The sequence below is a fragment of the Acinetobacter sp. WZC-1 genome, assembly GCF_052544965.1.
In genome coordinates this window covers 1,373,900-1,394,450 of sequence record NZ_CP199370.1, presented here as the reverse complement: position 1 = coordinate 1,394,450, position 20,551 = coordinate 1,373,900, and the positions used below count along the sequence as shown (strand labels likewise).

Genomic DNA, 20,551 nt, shown 5'->3' with positions numbered 1-20,551 from the left:
AAATAGCAGGCAACAAAAAAGGTTTGCAAGCACATGAAATTCCTTGCAAACCTTTGATGTGTATATGGTAGGCATATCCAGACTCGAACTGGAGACCTCTACGATGTCAACGTAGCGCTCTAACCAACTGAGCTATACGCCTAAAGTTCGAGCATCATATTCATTTTTCAGAATCATGACAAGTTTTTTTCGATGATTTCAGTCTATCAGCGCATTCTTTAAGCAATAACTGCAATTGTTCAATATGTTCATCAGCTGAATCCTGCTGATAGACAATTTTCTGAAATATTTCATTCGCCTGCCTGAAAGGTTGCTGCTGATCAACCTGCCCGGCCAGACGCAACATCCATTGCTGAAACGTTTCTGCATCCCTTTTTCGGTCTTTCTGAGCCAGTTGTCTGGTAAAACGATTCAACACACGATCTACAGCAGTGACCTGACTGGCCGTCCGCAGTTTCATCACCAGAAAATAAAGAGCGCCAATGAGCAGTCCTCCCAGTATCAGCATGATGGCGTACGCATAACTGGCATTCAGGCCCAGTTGACTCAACCAGCCATTCTGCTTGTCCGCATCATAACCGACCACTTTACTCTGCCATTGATAACTGGCGTAATCACTCCATACCCGCAGTGTTCTCAGCATGGAAAATTGCCGGTATTGCCAGGCAGATGTGGTTCCCTGCCCAAAAACCTCACGCTCATTGCCCATGTAGTCCTGCATACCCAGATCAATTCGCTGTGGCGCAATGATGGCGGTCGGATCAATCCGCTGCCACTGCCCATTCAGTAATACTTCACTCCAGGCATGCGCATCAAGCTGACGCACTTCCCAGCTCTGGGCATCCGGTGCCAGTTGTCCTCCCTGATACCCCACCACCACCCGAGCCGGAATTCCAGCATAACGCATCAGCATGACAAAGCTCGAGGCATAATGTTCACAAAAACCCTGTCTGGACTGAAACAAAAATTCATCAATTCTGTTTTGTCCCAAGCGTCCCGGGCTGAGGGTATAAACAAAATTCTGGTTTTTATACCATTGCAGAACAGCAGCAATATAACGCTCAGGATGATGATGAACCGAGTCAAATAATTGTCGTGCCAGTTTTTGTGCTGCTGGATCACCATGTTGCAGATAAATCTGATTAAACCGATATTCAAATGCTGAATTCTGTACTGGCTGTGACTGGTCCGGATGATTACCCAGCCAGGCAAATGAAAGCGGCTGTGCGCTCTGCAGCTGACGTTCCAGTGTAATTGACCCATCGTGATGCAGCTGCAAACCAGACTGTAAGGGAATGGAGTGTTCCAGTGCCATGATCCATTGCACCCGATTGTCACCCGCCAGGTATTGATAATCCAGCGACTGTGTTGATTGTTTTAAAATGGGTGCTTTTCGGACTTGCCGGTTTAAAAAGCTGCTGGTCCACGTGGTGCCATCATATTGATCCAGCACCATCGCACGCCAGTACAAATTCTGACGATCCGGCAACTTCTTCATATCACCACGAATGCGGAAAGCCAGCGCGGAAGACTGCGATAAACTTGCAATATCCCCTGGAGACATCCGGTCACTGATGCCTGTTACGCCTTTATCACTGGCTATGGGAATTTGCCAGAGTGGTGGCAACCTCGGAAAAAACAGGAAAAGCAGTACAAAGAATGGAATCGCCAGTGCAACAATATGAGCGACATGCCGAGCATCGGCTCTGAAATGTCCCGGGTGGTTATCACTGTCACCCCGCGAAAATGCCTGGGTCTGCACCCGATATAATCCGACAAGACCACTGGTTAAACAGCACAGGACCAATAAGGCCATCCACATAGACTGACTGTATAAAAATAAACTTGCGCTGACGAATAACGCAAAATTAAACAGGACAATGACATCCCGCTGCTGCTGTGTTTCCAGTGCTTTGGCATATAAAAAAGTGGCTAAAACAGCCGTTCCGGCCCCCACACCCAGCAGACTCTGATAGTCCAGATAGATCACAGCCAGTGACATCACAACAAAAAGGATTTTGATGACCCTGGACACCAGGCTCTGCTGATTTTGCACTCCTGTATTTTTTTGATAGCGCCACACCAGCGTCAGCAACATACACAGGAAAATCAGCGCCAGTGGCACTGGAATAAATGCAAGTTGAGCCAGCCAGATGAGACTCAGGACCACAATCATTGATATTTGAATGGAACGATTCATGATCTCATGCCTGCGCCAGCAATTTCCGGGCCTGTAAATACTGTGATGCGCCCTGTCCATAAGCCAGTTCTGCCCGGGGTAAGATCAGCTGATACTGAATCTGCCGCTGTTCACAGCTATCCACCAGCCCCATCATCAGACTGAGCTTTTGTTCGTGTGACTGATTGTGTGGCTGCTCCTGTGAGTGTTCATGTAACCGGGCAGGCATGTGTGCATAATCAATGCTCAGGCGCTGTTTATCCTGCTGATCTTCAAACTGTCTGACATAAAGTCCCTGCCCCCTTGCAAGCTGTTTCCAGGACACCGCCTGGAAGGAATCACCCGCCTGAAACAAACGCAGGTCATGAAATTCGTTCATGTCCGGCAAGCCTCTATTTGCAAAAGCATGATCTTCCCACTGAAAATCCTGTGCCCTGGGGGCAATCCAGATTTCATCAGACAGATAAAAATAAGTCCATGCCCGGACCAGTCCCAGTGGATAGGTGGAATAAAGCAAAATCCGCGGCATAGGGTACACACCACGCTGATCAGCCAGCAGATGTATCTCCGTAGTCTGGCTTAAGCCCTGCACCATCAGTTGCTGCAGTTGATCACCACATTTCAGAAACAAATATCTGGGGGTGCTGGTTTGCTGTTTAAAAAACAATCTGAGCGTCAGTGCCTCCCCGACACGTCCTGTTTCAGGCAGGGTAATTTCGACGGATAAGGCATGCAATTGTTTAAAGGTGAGATAAAAACTGATACACAAAATGGCGCTGATCAAAAAACAGAAGCCGAGTACCAGATTATTGGCATAGTTGATCCCGGCAACAAAGGTGATCAGTATCAGCACAACATATAAAAGCCCCTGCTGATCAATAAATACCAGCACATCTTTTTGTTTCAGAGTCCTGCCAGCCCGGTATTGAAAACGCCGGTTCAGCCATGTCTGTAATTTTGCCCGGAAGATCATACTGGCCATCCATCAACCATTGACGGCAACTTTCTGCATCAGCAGCAAGGTTTCTGCTTCGCTCAGCCCGATACGGTGTGCTGTTACAGCAACAAAAACGGCCTGCACATCATCCGCTGTTACAAAAGTGCGTTTCCCAACCAGGGCATACGCCTGCGCGGCCTGTTTCAGTGCCAGTACACCACGAGTGGATAAACCATGCCGGCCTTTCCGGGTTTCCTCTGCCAGGTCCAGTAAGTAGCCCAGTACCGTTTCACCCACAGCGACCTGCTTTGCCCGTGCCTGAAGTGCAATGATCTCCTGCCGGCTGAATATCGCATTGAATGTGGTAATCAAAGTATGCCGGGAATTTTGCTGTAACAACAGTTTTTCAGCAGACCGTGAAGGATAGCCCAGTGTCAGCCGCATTAAAAAACGGTCCAGCTGAGACTCAGGCAAGGCATAGGTACCGCTCTGAAATAATGGATTTTGTGTGGCAATCACCCAGAACGGCTGAGGCAGTGGATGACGGATCCCATCCACCGTTACACAGCCCTCCTCCATGGCTTCAAGCAACGCACTCTGTGTTTTCGGACTGCAGCGGTTAATTTCATCCGCCAGCAAAATCTGAGTGAAAACCGGTCCATGCTTAAACTCAAACCGGTGCTCCTGCTGATTAAACATGTTAATGCCAATCACATCACTGGCCAGCATGTCACTGGTAAACTGAATGCGCTGAAAGTCCAAACCGGTCAGATGGGCAAGGCTGCCGGCCAGCGTGGTTTTCCCCAGACCGGGTAAATCTTCAAAAAGCACATGGCCACCGGCCAATAGACAGCTGAGTGCCAGCCTGGTCTGCTGGCTTTTATCCAGGATGATCTGATTAATCTGTATCAGAAACTGGTCTGTTTTCTCATGAAAAATCAGCAGTTCAGCATCAGATTGCATGATTTCATCATGATACTGACTTTTTTTCATTCCCCGGATCACCTTTATTCCCCAATAAAAAACGGTGTATGGCTAACATACACCGTTTTTCACTTTTTCCAAAGAAATCAATTGATTTCCTGTTTAAACTTTAACATGGGCACTTTTTCATACCGCCACCTGCTCCGGGATAACGGGCATCCACACAGTAACGATAGAATGTTTTGGCATCCATTGGGGTTAAATCGGGATGATGCTGCTGCATATGCTCCAGATAACCAGTGTAATCAGGCACACCGACCATCAGCCGGAAACTTTGCTGCAGACGCTGCCACAGTGTGGCGATGCGGGACCAGTTTTTCGGATTCAGAATTAAATCCTTCTGCGACATGATGGTCATTTTAATCAACCGGACCATCATTGCCTGGCCCTGACGGGCAATTTTCAGTTTCATGGTGATTTTGCTCCTGAACTGACACTGACATCATCAGAGGTCACATAAACAGCCGGTGCTTCATTGACGGTCGGCTCCCGGCTGGCCAGCGCCCGACGGATCACTCCGATGGAGGCAATCACCATCACCACGGCAACGATCATAAAGAAACCGCACAGTATCGCATTGACCTGATTGGATAATATGACAGTCTGCATTTCAGTCACGGTTTTTGCAGGGGCCAGCATTTCACCCCGTGCGAGCGCATCGGAAAAGCGATTTGCCTGTGACAAAAAGCCAATTTTCGGATTTTCATGAAAAATCTTCTGCCAGCCAGCGGTCATACAGGTAATTAACAGGAAAATTGTAGGCACAATGGTCACCCACACATATTTTTCTTTTTTCATCTTAAACAGGATCACTGTCCCAAGAATCAGCGCCATCGCTGCCAGCATCTGGTTGCCGACACCGAACAATGGCCACAATGAGTTGATTCCACCCAATGGATCAACCACGCCCTGATAGACAAAAAACCCCCATCCGCCCACGGCAACCGCGGTGCCCAGTACGTTGCCGATAAATGACCCGGATTTTTTAATGGCAGGAATCACAATGCCGACAGTATCCTGCACCATAAAACGACAGGCCCGGGTACCGGCATCCACCGCAGTCAGAATAAACAGTGCTTCAAACAGGATGGCAAAATGATACCAAAAAGCCATCATCGAACGATTATTAAAGATTTCCGTAATAATATGCGCCATACCAATTGCAAATGTCGGAGCGCCACCAGTACGTGACAGAATGGTCGACTCACCAACTTCCTGTGCCAGCAGGCTCAGACTTTCCGGTGTCACCACAAAGCCCAGCTGACGTATGGCCTCAGCAGCGCTTTCCACCGTGGTACCCAGCACGGCTGCTGGCGCATTAATTGCAAAATAAACCCCCGGTTCCAGTACTGTGGCGCAGATCATGGCCATCACTGCCACAAATGATTCCATTAACATACCGCCATAACCAATCATGCGGATATTGACTTCATTGTCCACCAGTTTGGGGGTAGTCCCACTTGAAACCAGCGCATGGAAACCGGAAATGGCACCACAGGCAATGGTGATGAACAGAAACGGAAACAGACTGCCTGAAAATACCGGCCCCGTCCCATCAATAAAATGCGTCACCGCAGGCATTTTCAGCATGGGCAGCGCCACCATAATGCCAACCGCCAGTCCGGCAATCACCCCGATTTTCAGGAATGTAGACAGATAATCCCGTGGAGCAAGCAGTAACCACACCGGCAAAACCGATGCAATAAAACCATAAATAATCAGACACCAGGTCAGCTGTGTGCCCGTTAGGGTAAAGAAGGGTCCCCAATAAGGATGCTGAGCAACGTCTCCGCCATAGACAATGGCAAGCATCATCAGGACAAAACCGATAATGGAAACCTCAGCAATTTTGCCCGGACGTAAATAACGCATATAAACGCCCATGAACAACGCAATGGGAATGGTGGCTGCAATACTGAATACGCCCCACGGACTATGTGCCAGTGCCTTGACCACCACCAGCGCCAGTACCGCCAGGATAATGATCATGACGCCCAGTGCGCCGAGCATGACAATGATCCCGGCAAAGGAACCAAGTTCCTGTTTGGCCATTTCACCAAGCGAACGTCCATCACGGCGGGTGGAAATAAACAGCACCAGGAAATCCTGGACCGCTCCGGCAACCACCACACCAATCAGTAGCCAGATGGTCCCGGGCAAATAACCCATCTGCGCCGCAAGAATAGGGCCGACCAGTGGTCCGGCTCCGGCAATCGCAGCAAAATGATGCCCAAAAAGGACGTATTTATTGGTCGGCACATAATCCAGGCCATCTGCCAGGCGATGTGCCGGCGTCAAACGCCGTGAATTCAGTTCAAATACCCGATTGGCAATAAACAGGCTATAGAAACGATAGGCAATGCTGTATACACATATTGCGGCCAATACCAGCCACACCGCATTCACATGCTCACCCCTGCTGACCGCAAGTATCCCGAAAGATACTGCACCGATCACGGCGACTACAGCCCACATCAGCCTGGACATTGCTGTAGATTTCGTCTGAATATTTTCCATAAAGACCTCATATCCTGATTACAAAACGCAGTCCCATTGTTGTTATTTCCATCATCAGATGACGCTATGCTCTAGACTTTACTCCTTATGTTGTTGTTTTCATCTAATACTTTGGCATAAAAAAACTGGCATAAAAAAGGGATGATTTTCATCATCCCCTCGATCATAGTCTATTTATGCCGCATTATGCACGTTCTAAATATTCCCCGGTACGGGTATCCACACGCACACTTTCTTCCTGCTGTACAAATAATGGCACACGAACTACAGCACCGGTTTCAAGTTTTGCAGGCTTACCACCGCCACCTGAAGTATCACCACGGACACCCGGATCAGTTTCCACAATTTTCAGGACCACAAAGTTAGGCGCACTGACGGTCAATGGCACACCATTAAATAACATGATGGTGCATTTTTCATTGGAATCGTCTTTTAACCATTTGGCAGCATCGCCCATGGCGATTTTATCGGCAGCAATTTGTTCAAAGCTTTCCGGGTCCATAAAATTCCACAGTTCGCCGTCGTTGTACAGATAGTCCATTTCAACTTCAACAATGTCAGCCCCTTCCAGGGTTTCATTGGATTTGAATGTTTTTTCCAGTACTTTACCGGTTTTCAGGTTACGCAGTTTGACCCGGTTAAATGCCTGACCCTTACCCGGTTTTACATATTCGTTTTCCATGATTGAACATGGGTTGCCATCAAGCATTACTTTAAGACCCTGCTTAAAGTCATTTGTAGAATAATTGGCCATGAAAGGCGTGCTCCAAACTTACTAACTTAATCTATTCATGCAAAGCGTCTATCGATAATTCATAAACAATACGACCATGAATATTTCTGATGATGCAGACTGATATGCGGATATTCAGCATTCTAAATGAGCAACAGCTGACGAAGCAATGAAAAAATATCCCTGTGCCGTCATATTACAGGTAAAATTCCCTGCATTGTTCTCAGTGAAATCTGATACAGACGCATCTTTTCCGGGATATGTACAAACACGGCATCATGTGCAGAAATCTCAGCAACTGCGAGCATTTCAGCTTCGCAATACAAGGCTGTATGAATGTCTTTAGACCCTTAACCATCCTTATTTTAACACCCGGCATGATAAACTATTTATACCAAGAGCAAAACTGGCAATCACAACTCAATGATCTGATTACCGACCCACAGGACTTACTGCAACGGCTGCAGCTGTCACCGGACCAGCTATTATCGGGCGCTCTGCTCGCCTCCGAACAGTTCAGACTGCGTGTGCCACATGCATTTGTCAGCAGAATGGTTCCGGGCAATCCCCTGGACCCATTGCTGTTACAGGTTTTGCCTCATCATCTGGAACTTGAGGAACACGAAGGTTTTGTCACAGATCCACTGGCGGAAGAAGCCGCCAGTCAGCTACCCGGTGTTTTACATAAATACACATCCCGCTTTTTACTGACCCTGACCGGTGCCTGTGCCGTCCATTGCCGTTATTGTTTCCGCCGTCACTTTCCCTACCAGCAGAACCAGCCCAGAAATAATGACTGGCCGGACATCCAGCACTATTTACTCAGTCATCCTGCGGTTAACGAGATCATTCTCAGTGGCGGTGATCCCCTGACCCTGTCAAATGCCCGACTGAGCCTGTGGGTGAAACGCCTGGAATCCCTCAGTCAGATTAAAATTCTGAGAATTCATTCACGTGTCCCGATTGTCATCCCGAACCGACTCGACGAAGAGCTGGTTTCCTTATTGAAAAACAGTAGGCTACGCATAATTCTGGTGGTACACTCAAACCATCCTGCCGAACTGGATGATCTCACCTGTGCACAACTCAGACAGTTGGCACAGCAGAATATCCTGGTGCTGAATCAGTCTGTTCTATTGAAAGGGGTCAATGATTCTGCCCGGGTGCTGACCGAACTCAGCCACCGGCTTTTTGAAGCGCAGGTCATGCCCTACTATCTGCATGTACTGGATAAGGTTAAGGGTGCGCATCATTTTGATCTGCAGGCTGATCAGATTGATGACATTTACAAGCAAATGCTGGCCGCTTTACCCGGTTATCTGGTGCCCAGACTGGTCCGGGAAATCGCAGGCGAAAAAAACAAGACACCGCTGTATGGAGTTTCAACCTTTTAGAGTTCAACAACAAATGATAAATAAAGAAATCTCAGAAATTTTCCAGTCTCCCACGGTGCTGAAAAGGGATCGGCTGAGTTTTTCAGAAGCCACTGTTCAGGCCATGAACAGCTGGGCTTCTTCTTTATCCATTATGCAACTGGGGGATACTTCCGAATCTGTATTCAAGGCAATTTATGAGATTTCAGAGTTGCAATGCAGTGAAACGCTCAGGTTTGACCTGATCCAGGTGCTGCACCCCTTTGTGGAAAATGTACTGGCAAGCCTGGAAAAGCATTTTATTAATCAGGGGCTTTTTCACTCCGATCGCAATGAACACATTATAGAACTCACCACCCGGCTGCGTACTTATTTTGCCAGTATCTATATCAATATTGTCCATCGCAGTCATCAGCAGCTCAGCAACCAGAAGTTTTCATTTCTGAAATTCAACCATAAAAAAAATCTGAAAACCGCACGCACCCTGGCCAGTTATTATGCTCTGCAACAGTTAGGCTTGTTACTGATACAACAGCAAATGCTGTATAGCAACGCACTGGCCAACCAATGGCATACCACGCATCACCTGTTTGACCTGGCCGTAAAAAATGATGAATTTTTAATTAATGTCAATCAGTTGCAGGGAACTCATCACGTTGTTCAGAATATTCTGCAGGCCTACGCCCAGGTACTTCTGCTGGATATTTTCAATACTCATCAGATCCGGCCTTCTGAAATTCAGGCATTGTACCAGTGCAGTTTTGACTGGGCAAAAATGATTCAGGTATTGCCCCGTGAAACCACATTATCCCGCTATATTGTAGATACCAGCCAGGATTATCCACCCATTTACAACCGCAGACAGCACAGCAACCTGCACAGTAATCTGTATATTTCGACTCAGAGTCTGCTGGAACACATCAATAGCACCATTCAAAAGGATTCTGCCTATCTGTCCCGTAATGAAAAAATTCATTTATCAGCTGCCCTGAAATTTCACGTTCAGAATGTACTGGGAACCAGCAGTGAGCGTAAACATGAACGTTATGAATATTCTGCACAATTGCAGGTCTGTTTCAGTCTACTCACGGCGCATTTTTATTTGTCCAGAGCGCGAAATTTTTATGAAACCCTGCACCTCAAAAATAATTACAGTTTCCAGTCTGAATCAAACGTGCAGTCGAATATTGCCGGCAATCATGACGCTGAAAACACCCGGAATATCCGGATGCTGGACCGTGAAGCCAGACAGATTTATCAGACCCAGGTCCTCGATATCAGTATTAATGGTTATCGGGTCCGCTGGGCAAATGAAGCCCCGAAAAGTCTGCGGACCGGCGAATTCATCCTGGTCAATGAAACCATGCAGAACAAGTGGAAGGGTGCCATTATCCGATGGATTAAACAGTCAATCCATAAAACCTATGAACTGGGGGTCGAAATTCTGGCTCAGGATATCTATCCCTGCGCTGTCAGGGTAACAACTGACCGGGCAAATATAAACTATCACCCGTGTCTGCTGTTACAAACCCAGCAGCTGGACAGTATCAACACCTCACTGATTCTGCCGAATTTACCTTTTTTCAAAGAACAGCAGGCAGTCCATCTCCGCCTGGCCGATCAGGACATTAAAATCCATCTGATCAGGACACTGTTAATCACTCAGAGCTTTATACAACTCAGTTTTGAATTGTTGAATGATGAGCAACAGACGTTAATTGATCAATTTATTCATCAACAAACAACCGATTTAAACAATCAGGACGTATGGGAAGCCTTGAAGTGAGAAATTTATTATTATCCCGAAAACTAAAGCTATCAGAAACCAGGCTACTGGTGATTGATGATAACCAAATCCGATATAATAAAATTCTTGAAATATTTCAAACTCAGAAGCACCTGGTCCAAGCAACCCTGCTGGATGATTTAGCCAGTTTCGAAAAACAACTGAATATCTGCTGGGATATCATTATCTTTGGACAGGCCTATGACCTGAAAATTGAACAGGCCATTACCCTGATCCAGGCTTCATCGCAGATCGATATTCCTGTCCTGCTGCTCAGACCGGAGGATTATCAGGCGGAACAGTATCCACGTTATATCCATAAGGGTGTGTATGATGTGGTTGACCCGGCAGCTGCAGAATCCTTCTATGCCGGTTTAATCCGGGCCTTGTCCTATAGCCGGCTGCTTCAGGCCCAGTTTCATTTACTGAATGATCTGGATTATGCAAAAAACCAGGCACAGGCGCTGGTCCATGAACAGAATAAAGCCATCGCCACGCTTCAGGAAGGCATTCATACCCAGGCCAACGCAGAATATCTGAAACTGTTCGGCCTGAGCAGCGAAGAAGAGATCATTGGCCTGCCCATCCTGGATATTCTGCAACCCAATGATGTCAATGATTTCAAAACCCGGTTTAAAAAAATCAGTCAGGGACAATTTGAATTTTCCCGTTTTGAAATGGACAGCCAGAACGTCCAGGCCGGTTTTAAAAACCCACTCAAAATTGAGTTTTTACCCTCAGCTGAAGATGACACCATTCAGATCACCATTGAAACACCTTCCACGACCCCTGATCCTACCCCCGGGAAGAATCATGCGACACATACCGATGAATCACCTTATCAGAAAATTCATCGTGGCCTGATGCAGCAACCCGCCAGGGCAAATGCGCTGGTTCTGTTCAGCCTGGCCAGTTGCCCGGATGAAATCCTGCATCTGAACTGGGACACCAGTAAAGCCTATTTCTATCATCTGAGAGACTTCATTCAGGCCCAGACCAGTCATCTTCCATTCCGACTGGATACTGCCCTGTATGCCGTATTGTTACAGGCAGAATCCGTGTCCAGTCTTGAATCACGGATTTCCGGCCTGGCTGCATTGGAAAAACCACAATTACTGACGGTACATGCCCGCACCTTTCCCCTCCAGCTGAAACTCGGATATAGCCTGTTTGACACCCATAGCTTTACAGAAGCCGGTTTTGAGCAGATTCTGGCACAGGCCTACAACACCCCACTGCCAAAACGTGAAACTGCGTCTGACCGGCAACTTGAGGCAACCCTCCAGGAAACCAGGATTGAGCTGCTGCCGGATCAGCAGATCCAGGCCACGATGTCACAACAGAATGCGCCTGAGCCAATACTGAATACCGAACCTGTCATTCATGAATCTCCTGTTCTGCTGCAGATTCAGCAAAAACTTAAAAAAGGTGAAATTCATCTTAAATATCAGCAGCTGTATGATAAAAAAGATACCGAACTCTATAGCTATGAAGTGACCAGTGGTTTTATTTATGAAAACCAGTGGAAAAAAACCTGCGGCCTGGTGGAACTGGATGAAGATGTTGAATTGTCCATTCAACTGGATCGCTGGATTTTGGTTGAAGCCTGTAAACAACTGCATAACTTCATCAGTCAGTATCCGGAAGCAAAATTAATTGTCAATTTAAACCGGCATATTTTATTTAAGGATAAACAGTTCCCGGAGCTGGTGTCCAAGCTGATTACCATTGTCGGCAGTCGGCTTTCACATCCACTGATTCTACAGTTTGACGAAGAAGATATTGCCCGGAATCTGGCCGAGTCTCAGAAACAGCTTGCCCTGATCCGCACGCATGGCGCTGAAATCGCATTGCGCAACTTTGGTTCCACCATTTCCAGTGACGCTATTCTCAGACAAATTGATATTTCCTACCTGGCACTGGACGAAAAATATACCCAGATGCTGCATCAGGAAACCGCCATTCCACAACTCCAGGAACTGGTGGAAAGCTACCATGCCATCCGACCGGTTGAACTATTACTGCGGAATTTAAATGACATGAACTCATTTGCAAATGCCTGGAATGTGGACGCACGTTTTCTGACAGGAGAATATTTCCAGAAAAAACTGGATCATTTAACCGACGTACAGGATCAGTAAGAAGCTGTGAATTATGGCTCCCGACGGCGTCCTGGATCCGCACCCATAATTTGCTCCGGGGCCACAAACAGCACTGATACTGTATCGGTATGAATCGCATTCGTTCAGCAAATAATCCAGGAACAATGATGAGTTGAGGATGGTGGTGAGTTAAAAGCTACGGATCGGAGGACAACTGTGCTCATCACTGCCGACCCCCTTCGACACAAAAAATCTTCACCCATATATCCATAAAAAAACGGGCAAATGCCCGTTTTTTTTCTTTTGCATGACATGATCAGTCACGTTTAATTGAACGGGACATTCCTGCAAAACGCTGTTTGAATTTGTCAATACGGCCACCCGTATCCACGTTCTTCTGTTTACCGGTATAGAATGGATGACAGGCTGAACACACGTCAAGGTAAAGTGTTTCCTTACCCATTGCAGAACGGGTTTCAATAACGTTACCACATGAGCAGGTTGCAACGAGTGTTTCATATTTTGGGTGAATATCGGCGCGCATGGTCGATTCTCCTAAGTTAAGAAAGGTTTTGCTGTCATCGCAATTGATCACTCTCAGATATATCTGAGGCAAGGGCTAATCAGTTACCCAACGGATAAACGTAATCAGCAGATCAACACCACAACAGACCATTTCTTTTGGCCCACCGAGACGGCTTCCGTCAGGGCTAAGCACAACAAGTGAGCAGTATTATACGCTAAACTGCTGCAATATGCGAATAATTCCAGCCATATTACTGGTCTGTATCTGTATCCTGCCGCCTGGCCCAATGAGCGGCAATCACCCCACACACCATCAGCTGAATCTGATGGAAAATCATAATCGGCAGGACAATCATCCCCATGGGCTGTCCTGCAAATAGAATCTGTGCCATGGGCACACCACTGGCCAGGGTTTTCTTTGAACCACAAAAGAATATTGCAATCTGATCGGCCCGGTTAAAACCCATCCATCTGGGAATATACAGTGCCAGTAACATGATAATGGTTAACAATCCCGAACAGGCCAGTATTAAATAAAACAGGGTCAGACCATGTACCTGCTGCCATAGCCCGGCCACCACAGCACCACTGAATGCACCGTATACCACCATCAGAATACTGCCCTGATCAAAAACCTTCACCAGCGCCGGCATTCTCTGCATATAGGGAAATATATAGCGACGAAGCAGCTGACCGGCAACAAACGGAACCAGCAGCAGCATGACAATTTCAATGATGGAAGATGTAACATCATATTCATGTCGGGCTTGCCCAAAAATAAACAGACTGACCAGAATCGGGCTGATCAGCATACCCGCCATATTGGAAAATGATGCACTGCATACCGCCGCAGCCACATTCCCCCGGGCAATGGACGTAAATGCAATGGACGACTGTACTGTAGATGGCAGAAAACACAGAAATAGAAATCCCCAGTACAATTGTTGTCCCAGCAAGGGCAACAGAAGCGGCCGGGCCAGTAATCCCAGCATCGGGAAAACCACAAAAGTCAAAGCAAACACCACACTGTGTAATTTCCAGTGCAGGATACCCTCAATGATGGCTTCTCTTGATAACTTTGCACCATGTAAAAAAAACAGGATCACAATGGCAATGGTGGTCACCACCCCAAAAATGTCGGCAGCCCGGCCATAAATGGGAAACAGGCTTGCGAGTATCACCGTGCTGATCAGCAATAGCGTAAACCGGTCCAGCGCCAGTGACTTCAATAGTTTCATCTTCAACATCCTGTGGTTCTGCCGCTGGTGACTGCTGCCGTTGGCTGGTTCTGTGGGTTATGCTGTGGGTGGTTATCCACCATTGGAAAGCCCAACAGAATTCATTTACCCCATGGCAAATAAATCCGGCTGGGCCGGGGTCAATTCAACTGTATTCAGCTCACATACGGGCTGACGGGTTTAAACACCGCAATAATAGCCTGATCTAATTGTTTCGTGCATGCTGATCCTGCTGAATCAATTCAATTTTATAACCATCCGGATCTTCAACAAAGGCAATCACGGTAACACCACCCTTCATGGGGCCGGCTTCCCTGACTACCTTGCCACCCCTTGACCTGATCTCTTCACAGGCCTGATAAGCATCATCCACCCCAATGGCAATATGGCCATAGGCATTGCCCATTTCATAAGATGAAGTATCCCAGTTATGAGTCAACTCCAGAACGGTATGCTGCTTTTCATCGCCATACCCCACAAATGCCAGGGTAAAACGGCCCTGTTCATAATCGCGTTTGCGAAGCAGTGTCATGCCGAGCACTTCAGTATAGAACTTTAATGATTGTTCCAGATTACCTACCCGTAACATGGTATGTAACATGCGCATAGCTATTTACCTTTTTCACTTTTGAGTCTGTTTCTGATGTTCACTTAATAATTTTGCCACCCACACCACCAGAATTAAAATCGGGATTCCGATCAGCGTCGTCATTAAGAAAAACTTCGGATAGCCAATATTACTGACAATGGTCCCTGAATATCCACCCAGTATTTTCGGTGTCAAAGTCATCAGGGAACTGAAAATAGCATATTGCACAGCAGTAAAGGAAACACTGGTTAAACTGGATAGAAAAGCAATAAAGGCGGCACCGGCAAGCCCTGAAGCCAGATTGTCGACAACGATGGCAAAATACAACCAGTTTGAACTGTATGGCTTAATGACTTTACCCGAAATCTCAATATTATCGCCTGCCTGAGGGTTGACCGGAGCAATCGGGTCCACATCAATGGATAAATGGTCCACCTGTGCGGTATCGGCTGGATTGACCCGATATGCCAGGTGAGCACTGGCTGCTGCCGCACTTAAGCCCGAATCAATTGCCTTAATGCCAATCACCTTATGCTGCGCATTTGCCAGCAATTTACCGTCAATAACACCACTGAAAGCTCCCTGGTCATCAATCTTTACAGGGTATTCCCCGGCATCCAGCGTATAGACAATGGCCTGGTCCTTATGTTTCAGATGAGAGAGAGCCACACCATTCAATTGTCCCTTAACCACCACATTCTGCTTCAACTCTTCACCGGATAACTGATTGTCCTGAGAGATCGGCAATAATAACATCTGTGCATGTCCAGACTGTTTCAGATAAGGCAGATTCACCTGTTTCATCGCCTGTGGATCCTGTACAAACCCAGCCTGAACCTGTATATGATCTGTTTCAGCCAGAATGCGGGCAGGCACCTGAAGCTTAAAATATCCGACTTCATCGCTCTGAACGCTATATTGCTGTGTACCCACCTGAATCTGTACATCAGATAAGGACTGTCCTGATTTAACCAGCCCAATAAAGATTAAATTGGTTGAGCTGGCCAGTACTGCACCGACAAACATTAATTTCATAATGTTCATGCGCTGTGCCAGCAAACCACCCAGAAAGCCCCCGACCAGGCTGAACACCACCCCATAAATTTTGACGGCTTCTGCAATCTGCTCCTTGCTGAAGTTTAAATCCTGATAAAAGACATTGGAAATAACCCCGGCAATAATGTCAGAAATACGGTAAAAACCAATGAGCAGCAGCAATACCAATGCCAGTTTCAGCCCATAGCGCTTAAAAAAATCTGCAATCGGTGCTATCCAGGTTTCAACAGCCATCTGCTTATTGACTGCACCCAGTTGAACAAGTGCATAACCAACACTTAATGCAACAGCACCTGATCCAATAAATCTGACCGCTTCAAGGCAGAATAATAAAAAACTGTCTTTAATCTCCAGTGCCTGACTTAAAGCTTCGGTTAAGTTTCCTGAGAAAATATAACTCACAACAAAACCGCTGACAGCGACAAAAAATACAGCAACCAGCCGATAATAATCGCTGCGCTGATACTGCTTATAGATGCGATCAACCTGTGGCTCACGAATCACCAGTGTGGTGATGATGCCCACCAGCATAACTGCAGCCATCGCCAGATAGGTATATTTCCATGCCTCGTAAATATAATTGCCTTTGGCTGTCCCCAATGATGCTGCCAGAAATAATGCGCCCGCACCGGCAATGATCATCCCGATCCGATAGCCGGCATTATAGGTGGATGCCAGAATGGTCTGCATTTCTGTTTCAGCCAGTTCAATCCGATAAGCATCAATCACAATATCCTGTGTGGCCGCTGAGAACCCCAGCAGGACTGCACCGGCAGCCATCTGAATCAGATACCCCTGGCCAAGCGATGGATCTGAAAATGCCATAATACAGATGGCACAAATAATCAGACACTGTGCAATCAGTAACCAGGCCCGACGACGCCCCAGACTTTTTGTCAGTACAGGAACCGGGAGCTCATCAATCAGCGGTGCCCATACAAATTTAAAGGAATAACCCAGCGCCGCCCAACTGAAAAAAGTCACAGCACTTTTATCAATCCCGGCCTCACCCAACCATAAGGACAGACTGGAAAAAATCAGTAAAATAGGGATCCCGGCTGAAAAACCGAGGAACAGCATAATAACGGCACGGCGGTCTAAAAATGACTTAAAAGCAGATAACCACCCTTTGGGCTGCGTCACAGTCCGGTCAGTTGTATGTGTAGTCATAACCTGTTATTTTCTATAAAATGAAATAATGCTATTCAAACGCTTAATACACATTGTTTGCAACGTTTTTTACCAAATCCGCACTTAAAATTGCCGATATTTTCTGCAAGTAAACTTGATATTTCCCCCCAAACCTGTATACCTTTAACTTTTCAACCGTATTCTGCCCTGGATTTCACCTGTGACTCAAAGACACGATCAAATCACCGCTGGTGCTTTATCCAATACCACCACAATTACACCGAATATAGAAAAAAATGAACACCTTCCTTCCGTATTTGATCAGTCAAATATTCAGAATACGCTGATCCAGACCCGGCTGCAGCCGGAACAACTGACCCATGTACCCGACGCATCCACCATTCCGTCCTCAACCCGCAGAATTAAGCCGCTGAATAATTTTCTGGGTCAGGACCGTGCCCGGGCCTCTGTAGAGGCCGGTATTGCCCTGCCTTACTCGGGTTACAACATTTTTGCAGTCGGGACCTCAGGCCTGGGTAAACGTACAATGATCAAGCGTTTACTGCAACAACATGCCAAAAACATGGCAACACCGGATGATTGGGTCTATGTCAATAATTTCAAGCATGCCCGTCAGCCAATTGCCCTGCATTTTCCAGCCGGTCAGGGAACGAAATTCCAGACCCAGCTGCACCAGGCCTGGCAAACCATTTTAAAACAACTTGAAAGACGTTTCAGTGCAGAAACCTATCACAACCGGATTGAACGAATTCGCCAGATCACCGGTGAAGAACAGCAACAGGCGCTGGTCGAACTGACCCGTGAGGGTGAGCAATTGGACCTGAAACTGATTAACCGCAATGATGAGCATTGTTTTGTTCCCACGCATTTCATCAATGACAAAATTCAGGAAATGACCCAGGAAGAAATCAATGCCCTGAATACCCGACAGCGGGCAGAGATTGCATCCAACATCCGTTATATGGACAAGAAGCTGGAACGGCTTGGCCTGCAACTGGGCAATCTGGAAGATGACGCCCGGGATCAGGTGTCTGAGTTGAATCGGGATATTGCCAAACAGGTCGTTACGCCCCGCCTCAATCTGATTTTAAACAAACACAAAGAAGTTCAGGGGCTTGAGCAATATCTGCGACTGTATGCAACCGATATCATTGATAATGTTGAAATGATCCTGAACCAGGAAGAAGAAGAATTCTCTCCGGCATTATTCAGTCGTATACCTTCCCGCTATCAGGCCAATATTGTAGTCAATAACAAACCCGGCAGCGGCGCACCCGTCATTTTTGAGGATTTCCCGACTCATTACAACCTGTTGGGACATGTGGAACAACTGACGCATAACGGAACCATCACCACGGACTTCACCTTAATCCGGCCAGGATCACTGCACCGTGCCAATGGCGGCTTTCTGATTCTGGAAGCAGAACAGCTGCTTGAACAGCCCTATGCCTGGCAGGGTCTGAAACGTGCGCTGAAATCCGGCCAGTTGCGACTGTCTTCCCTGGAACACATGCTGACCCTGACTGGCAGTATTTCCATAGAGCCTGCGTCAATTCCACTGAATTTAAAAGTCGTGCTGCTTGCCGAACCTGAAATTTATTATGAAATTCTGGAAGTTGAACCTGAGTTGGGCAGTGTTTTTAAAATCCGCGCAGATTTTACCGACACATTACAACGTAATGACAATAATGAACAAGCTTATATGCAGCTTATCGCTGACTATGTGCAACAGGATAAATTGCTGCCCTTTGATCGTACCGCACTGGCGGCATTGCTGACGGATTCCAGTCGTCAGGCAGAGGACCAGAGTTCACTTTCCCTGCATGCGCTGACACTGGGTGATCTGATTCGTGAGTCTCATTATCATGCGGTACAGGCCGGGCATAAAATGGTTACCGAGCAGCACATTAATACCGCACTTAAACATCGCCAGTATCGATTGGGATATTTACGGGAGCTGTACTGGCAGGATCTTTCCCGCGGGACCCAGCTGATTGAAACCCGGGGGCACCGCTTAGGTCAGATCAATGCCCTGTCCGTGATTCACTATGCCGACGTGGAATTTGGCCTGCCTTCGCGTCTGACTGCATCAGTCTATCAGGGTGGCGGTGATATTCTCGATATCGAACGCAGTGTGGAACTGGGCGGTTCATTGCATGCCAAAGGTGTTCTGCTGATGTCCAGCTTTTTAAAGGCACATTTTGGGCGTGAGCAAATTCTGCATTTCTCCGCCGCACTGGCCTTTGAACAAAGCTATGGTCAGGTGGATGGTGACAGTGCCACCGTTGCCGAGCTTTCCGCCTTGATTTCTGCCATTTCACAACTGCCGATTGATCAATCCTGGGCAATTACCGGTTCGATGAACCAGCTGGGTCAGGTACAGCCAATTGGCGGAGTCAATGCCAAAATTGAAGGCTTTTTTGACGCCTGTAAACTACAGGGCTTCTCAGGCAGACAGGGCGTCATCATTCCCCGTCAGAACATGCAGCATCTAATGCTCAGGCAGGATGTCATTGACGCTGTGACCGATGGGAAATTTCATATTCACGCCATAGAAACCATTGACCAGGCACTGGAAATTCTAATGGCCCGCCCGGTGGGCAGTCTGAACAGCAAAGGACGCTACAGCAAAGGCTCGATTTATGATGCAGTCATGCAACAGCTTGAATACTGGCAGGCCATTGAAGACGGCTCAGAGCAGGAACAGCCGGCCACTAAGAAAGCTGCCAAAAAGAAAAAAGTGAAAAATCAGAGCAAGCGGTAAAAGCAGAAGCTGCTGAAAAAAATCCAGCCCCGACACGAACTGCAAATAAAACACTGACGATGAAGACAATAAAAAAGGCATCCAGAAAAAATAAACGTTAAAAAGATGAATCCTGTCAGCCTGATTCAGGATCTGCCATATTCCACATCCTGAAAAAAAGCACCCGGATCCGGGTGCTTTTTCATTTCTCATTTGTCAGCGATTAAGCTTCCGGTGCAGGACTGTACTGCTCCACCAGCGATTTCAACTCGCCCTTCTGAAACATTTCCAGCATAATGTCACTACCGCCGATCAACTCACCATTGATCCATAATTGCGGGAATGTTGGCCAGTTGGCAATCTGTGGTAAAGTTGTACGAATATCCTGATTCTCCAGAATATTGACATAGGCAAATGGACGACCAATCTGGCTAAGTGCCTCTACTGCACGTGCAGAAAAACCACACTGTGGAAATTGCGGCGTTCCTTTCATATAAAGCAGGACTGCATGTCTGGCAATCTGATCCCGGATTAACGCTTCTGTATCACGTACTTGTTCAGTCATTAAAAAATCCTCAACTCATCTGCCTGCATTATACCTGAATCCACCATAAAAAATATGCCCTACCTGCTAAAT

Annotated in this window: 15 protein-coding genes and 1 tRNA gene; 4 read left to right on the top strand and 12 right to left on the bottom strand. The window is 47.0% G+C overall.

Annotation, left to right across the window (positions count from 1 at the left end):
- Nucleotides 1-65: 65 nt before the first annotated feature.
- From ACT6PV_RS06400 to efp, 7 genes are all read right to left on the bottom strand, one after another.
- A tRNA-Val gene (locus tag ACT6PV_RS06400) sits at nt 66-142 on the bottom strand.
- Nucleotides 143-160: 18 nt separating this feature from the next.
- Nucleotides 161-2,200, bottom strand: coding sequence for a transglutaminase family protein (locus tag ACT6PV_RS06395; RefSeq protein ID WP_445115595.1), 2,040 nt, complete (start codon nt 2,198-2,200; stop codon nt 161-163).
- A gap of 4 nt (nt 2,201-2,204) precedes the next feature.
- Nucleotides 2,205-3,161 carry a DUF58 domain-containing protein gene (locus tag ACT6PV_RS06390; RefSeq protein ID WP_445115594.1) on the bottom strand — a complete coding sequence of 319 codons (957 nt, stop codon included), beginning with the start codon at nt 3,159-3,161 and terminating at the stop codon, nt 2,205-2,207.
- Between the two features lie 3 nt (nt 3,162-3,164).
- Nucleotides 3,165-4,079 carry an AAA family ATPase gene (locus tag ACT6PV_RS06385; protein WP_445117045.1) on the bottom strand — a complete coding sequence of 305 codons (915 nt, stop codon included), beginning with the start codon at nt 4,077-4,079 and terminating at the stop codon, nt 3,165-3,167.
- A 130-nt stretch (nt 4,080-4,209) separates the two neighbouring features.
- Nucleotides 4,210-4,512 carry a YbdD/YjiX family protein gene (locus ACT6PV_RS06380; RefSeq protein WP_445115593.1) on the bottom strand — a complete coding sequence of 101 codons (303 nt, stop codon included), beginning with the start codon at nt 4,510-4,512 and terminating at the stop codon, nt 4,210-4,212.
- Nucleotides 4,509-6,617: a carbon starvation CstA family protein gene (locus ACT6PV_RS06375; protein WP_445115592.1), complete on the bottom strand. Its 2,109-nt coding sequence runs from the start codon at nt 6,615-6,617 to the stop codon at nt 4,509-4,511. The genes ACT6PV_RS06380 and ACT6PV_RS06375 overlap by 4 nt, the downstream gene beginning before the upstream one ends.
- 184 nt (nt 6,618-6,801) lie before the next feature.
- A complete protein-coding gene (gene efp / locus ACT6PV_RS06370) occupies nt 6,802-7,371 on the bottom strand; it encodes an elongation factor P (protein ID WP_445115591.1) in 570 nt (189 codons plus the stop codon).
- A gap of 356 nt (nt 7,372-7,727) precedes the next feature.
- Between efp and epmB the strand changes: the two genes are divergently transcribed.
- The 3 genes from epmB to ACT6PV_RS06355 are packed head-to-tail and all read left to right on the top strand — an operon-like array spanning nt 7,728 to nt 12,650.
- Nucleotides 7,728-8,744 (top strand): EF-P beta-lysylation protein EpmB, encoded by a 1,017-nt coding sequence (epmB, locus tag ACT6PV_RS06365; protein ID WP_445115590.1) that lies wholly within the window; start codon nt 7,728-7,730, stop codon nt 8,742-8,744.
- A 13-nt stretch (nt 8,745-8,757) separates the two neighbouring features.
- Nucleotides 8,758-10,509: a GTPase gene (locus ACT6PV_RS06360; RefSeq protein ID WP_445115589.1), complete on the top strand. Its 1,752-nt coding sequence runs from the start codon at nt 8,758-8,760 to the stop codon at nt 10,507-10,509.
- A complete protein-coding gene (locus ACT6PV_RS06355; RefSeq protein ID WP_445115588.1) occupies nt 10,491-12,650 on the top strand; it encodes an EAL domain-containing protein in 2,160 nt (719 codons plus the stop codon). Before ACT6PV_RS06360 ends, ACT6PV_RS06355 begins: the two co-directional genes overlap by 19 nt.
- Before the next feature lie 277 nt (nt 12,651-12,927).
- On the opposite strand, the gene rpmE is transcribed toward ACT6PV_RS06355, so the two are convergent.
- From rpmE to ACT6PV_RS06335, 4 genes are all read right to left on the bottom strand, one after another.
- Entirely contained in the window at nt 12,928-13,155 is a 228-nt protein-coding gene (gene rpmE, locus ACT6PV_RS06350) for a 50S ribosomal protein L31 (protein WP_445115587.1), read from the bottom strand.
- Between the two features lie 232 nt (nt 13,156-13,387).
- Nucleotides 13,388-14,374, bottom strand: coding sequence for a bile acid:sodium symporter family protein (locus ACT6PV_RS06345; protein WP_445115586.1), 987 nt, complete (start codon nt 14,372-14,374; stop codon nt 13,388-13,390).
- Between the two features lie 205 nt (nt 14,375-14,579).
- Nucleotides 14,580-14,981 (bottom strand): lactoylglutathione lyase, encoded by a 402-nt coding sequence (gloA, locus tag ACT6PV_RS06340; RefSeq protein ID WP_445115585.1) that lies wholly within the window; start codon nt 14,979-14,981, stop codon nt 14,580-14,582.
- Between the two features lie 15 nt (nt 14,982-14,996).
- Nucleotides 14,997-17,189 (bottom strand): AmpG family muropeptide MFS transporter, encoded by a 2,193-nt coding sequence (locus ACT6PV_RS06335; RefSeq protein WP_445115584.1) that lies wholly within the window; start codon nt 17,187-17,189, stop codon nt 14,997-14,999.
- 181 nt (nt 17,190-17,370) lie between these two features.
- On the opposite strand from ACT6PV_RS06335, the gene ACT6PV_RS06330 reads away from it, so the two are divergent.
- Complete coding sequence (locus ACT6PV_RS06330; RefSeq protein ID WP_445115583.1) at nt 17,371-19,935, top strand: Lon protease family protein; 2,565 nt, start codon at nt 17,371-17,373, stop codon at nt 19,933-19,935.
- 202 nt (nt 19,936-20,137) lie between these two features.
- Here ACT6PV_RS06330 and grxD read toward each other — a convergent pair whose 3' ends face one another.
- Nucleotides 20,138-20,479: a Grx4 family monothiol glutaredoxin gene (gene grxD / locus ACT6PV_RS06325; protein ID WP_445115582.1), complete on the bottom strand. Its 342-nt coding sequence runs from the start codon at nt 20,477-20,479 to the stop codon at nt 20,138-20,140.
- Between the last annotated feature and the right edge of the window lie 72 nt (nt 20,480-20,551).

Bases quoted from the DNA above. Each gene is read 5' to 3' on its own strand.
- ACT6PV_RS06395 (WP_445115595.1), bottom strand. From the start codon at position 2,200: ATGAATCGTTCCATTCAAATATCAATGATTGTGGTCCTGAGTCTCATC.
- ACT6PV_RS06390 (WP_445115594.1), bottom strand. From the start codon at position 3,161: ATGGCCAGTATGATCTTCCGGGCAAAATTACAGACATGGCTGAACCGG.
- ACT6PV_RS06385 (WP_445117045.1), bottom strand. From the start codon at position 4,079: ATGCAATCTGATGCTGAACTGCTGATTTTTCATGAGAAAACAGACCAG.
- ACT6PV_RS06380 (WP_445115593.1), bottom strand. From the start codon at position 4,512: ATGAAACTGAAAATTGCCCGTCAGGGCCAGGCAATGATGGTCCGGTTG.
- ACT6PV_RS06375 (WP_445115592.1), bottom strand. From the start codon at position 6,617: ATGGAAAATATTCAGACGAAATCTACAGCAATGTCCAGGCTGATGTGG.
- efp (WP_445115591.1), bottom strand. From the start codon at position 7,371: ATGGCCAATTATTCTACAAATGACTTTAAGCAGGGTCTTAAAGTAATG.
- epmB (WP_445115590.1), top strand. From the start codon at position 7,728: ATGATAAACTATTTATACCAAGAGCAAAACTGGCAATCACAACTCAAT.
- ACT6PV_RS06360 (WP_445115589.1), top strand. From the start codon at position 8,758: ATGATAAATAAAGAAATCTCAGAAATTTTCCAGTCTCCCACGGTGCTG.
- ACT6PV_RS06355 (WP_445115588.1), top strand. From the start codon at position 10,491: ATGGGAAGCCTTGAAGTGAGAAATTTATTATTATCCCGAAAACTAAAG.
- rpmE (WP_445115587.1), bottom strand. From the start codon at position 13,155: ATGCGCGCCGATATTCACCCAAAATATGAAACACTCGTTGCAACCTGC.
- ACT6PV_RS06345 (WP_445115586.1), bottom strand. From the start codon at position 14,374: ATGAAACTATTGAAGTCACTGGCGCTGGACCGGTTTACGCTATTGCTG.
- gloA (WP_445115585.1), bottom strand. From the start codon at position 14,981: ATGCGCATGTTACATACCATGTTACGGGTAGGTAATCTGGAACAATCA.
- ACT6PV_RS06335 (WP_445115584.1), bottom strand. From the start codon at position 17,189: ATGACTACACATACAACTGACCGGACTGTGACGCAGCCCAAAGGGTGG.
- grxD (WP_445115582.1), bottom strand. From the start codon at position 20,479: ATGACTGAACAAGTACGTGATACAGAAGCGTTAATCCGGGATCAGATT.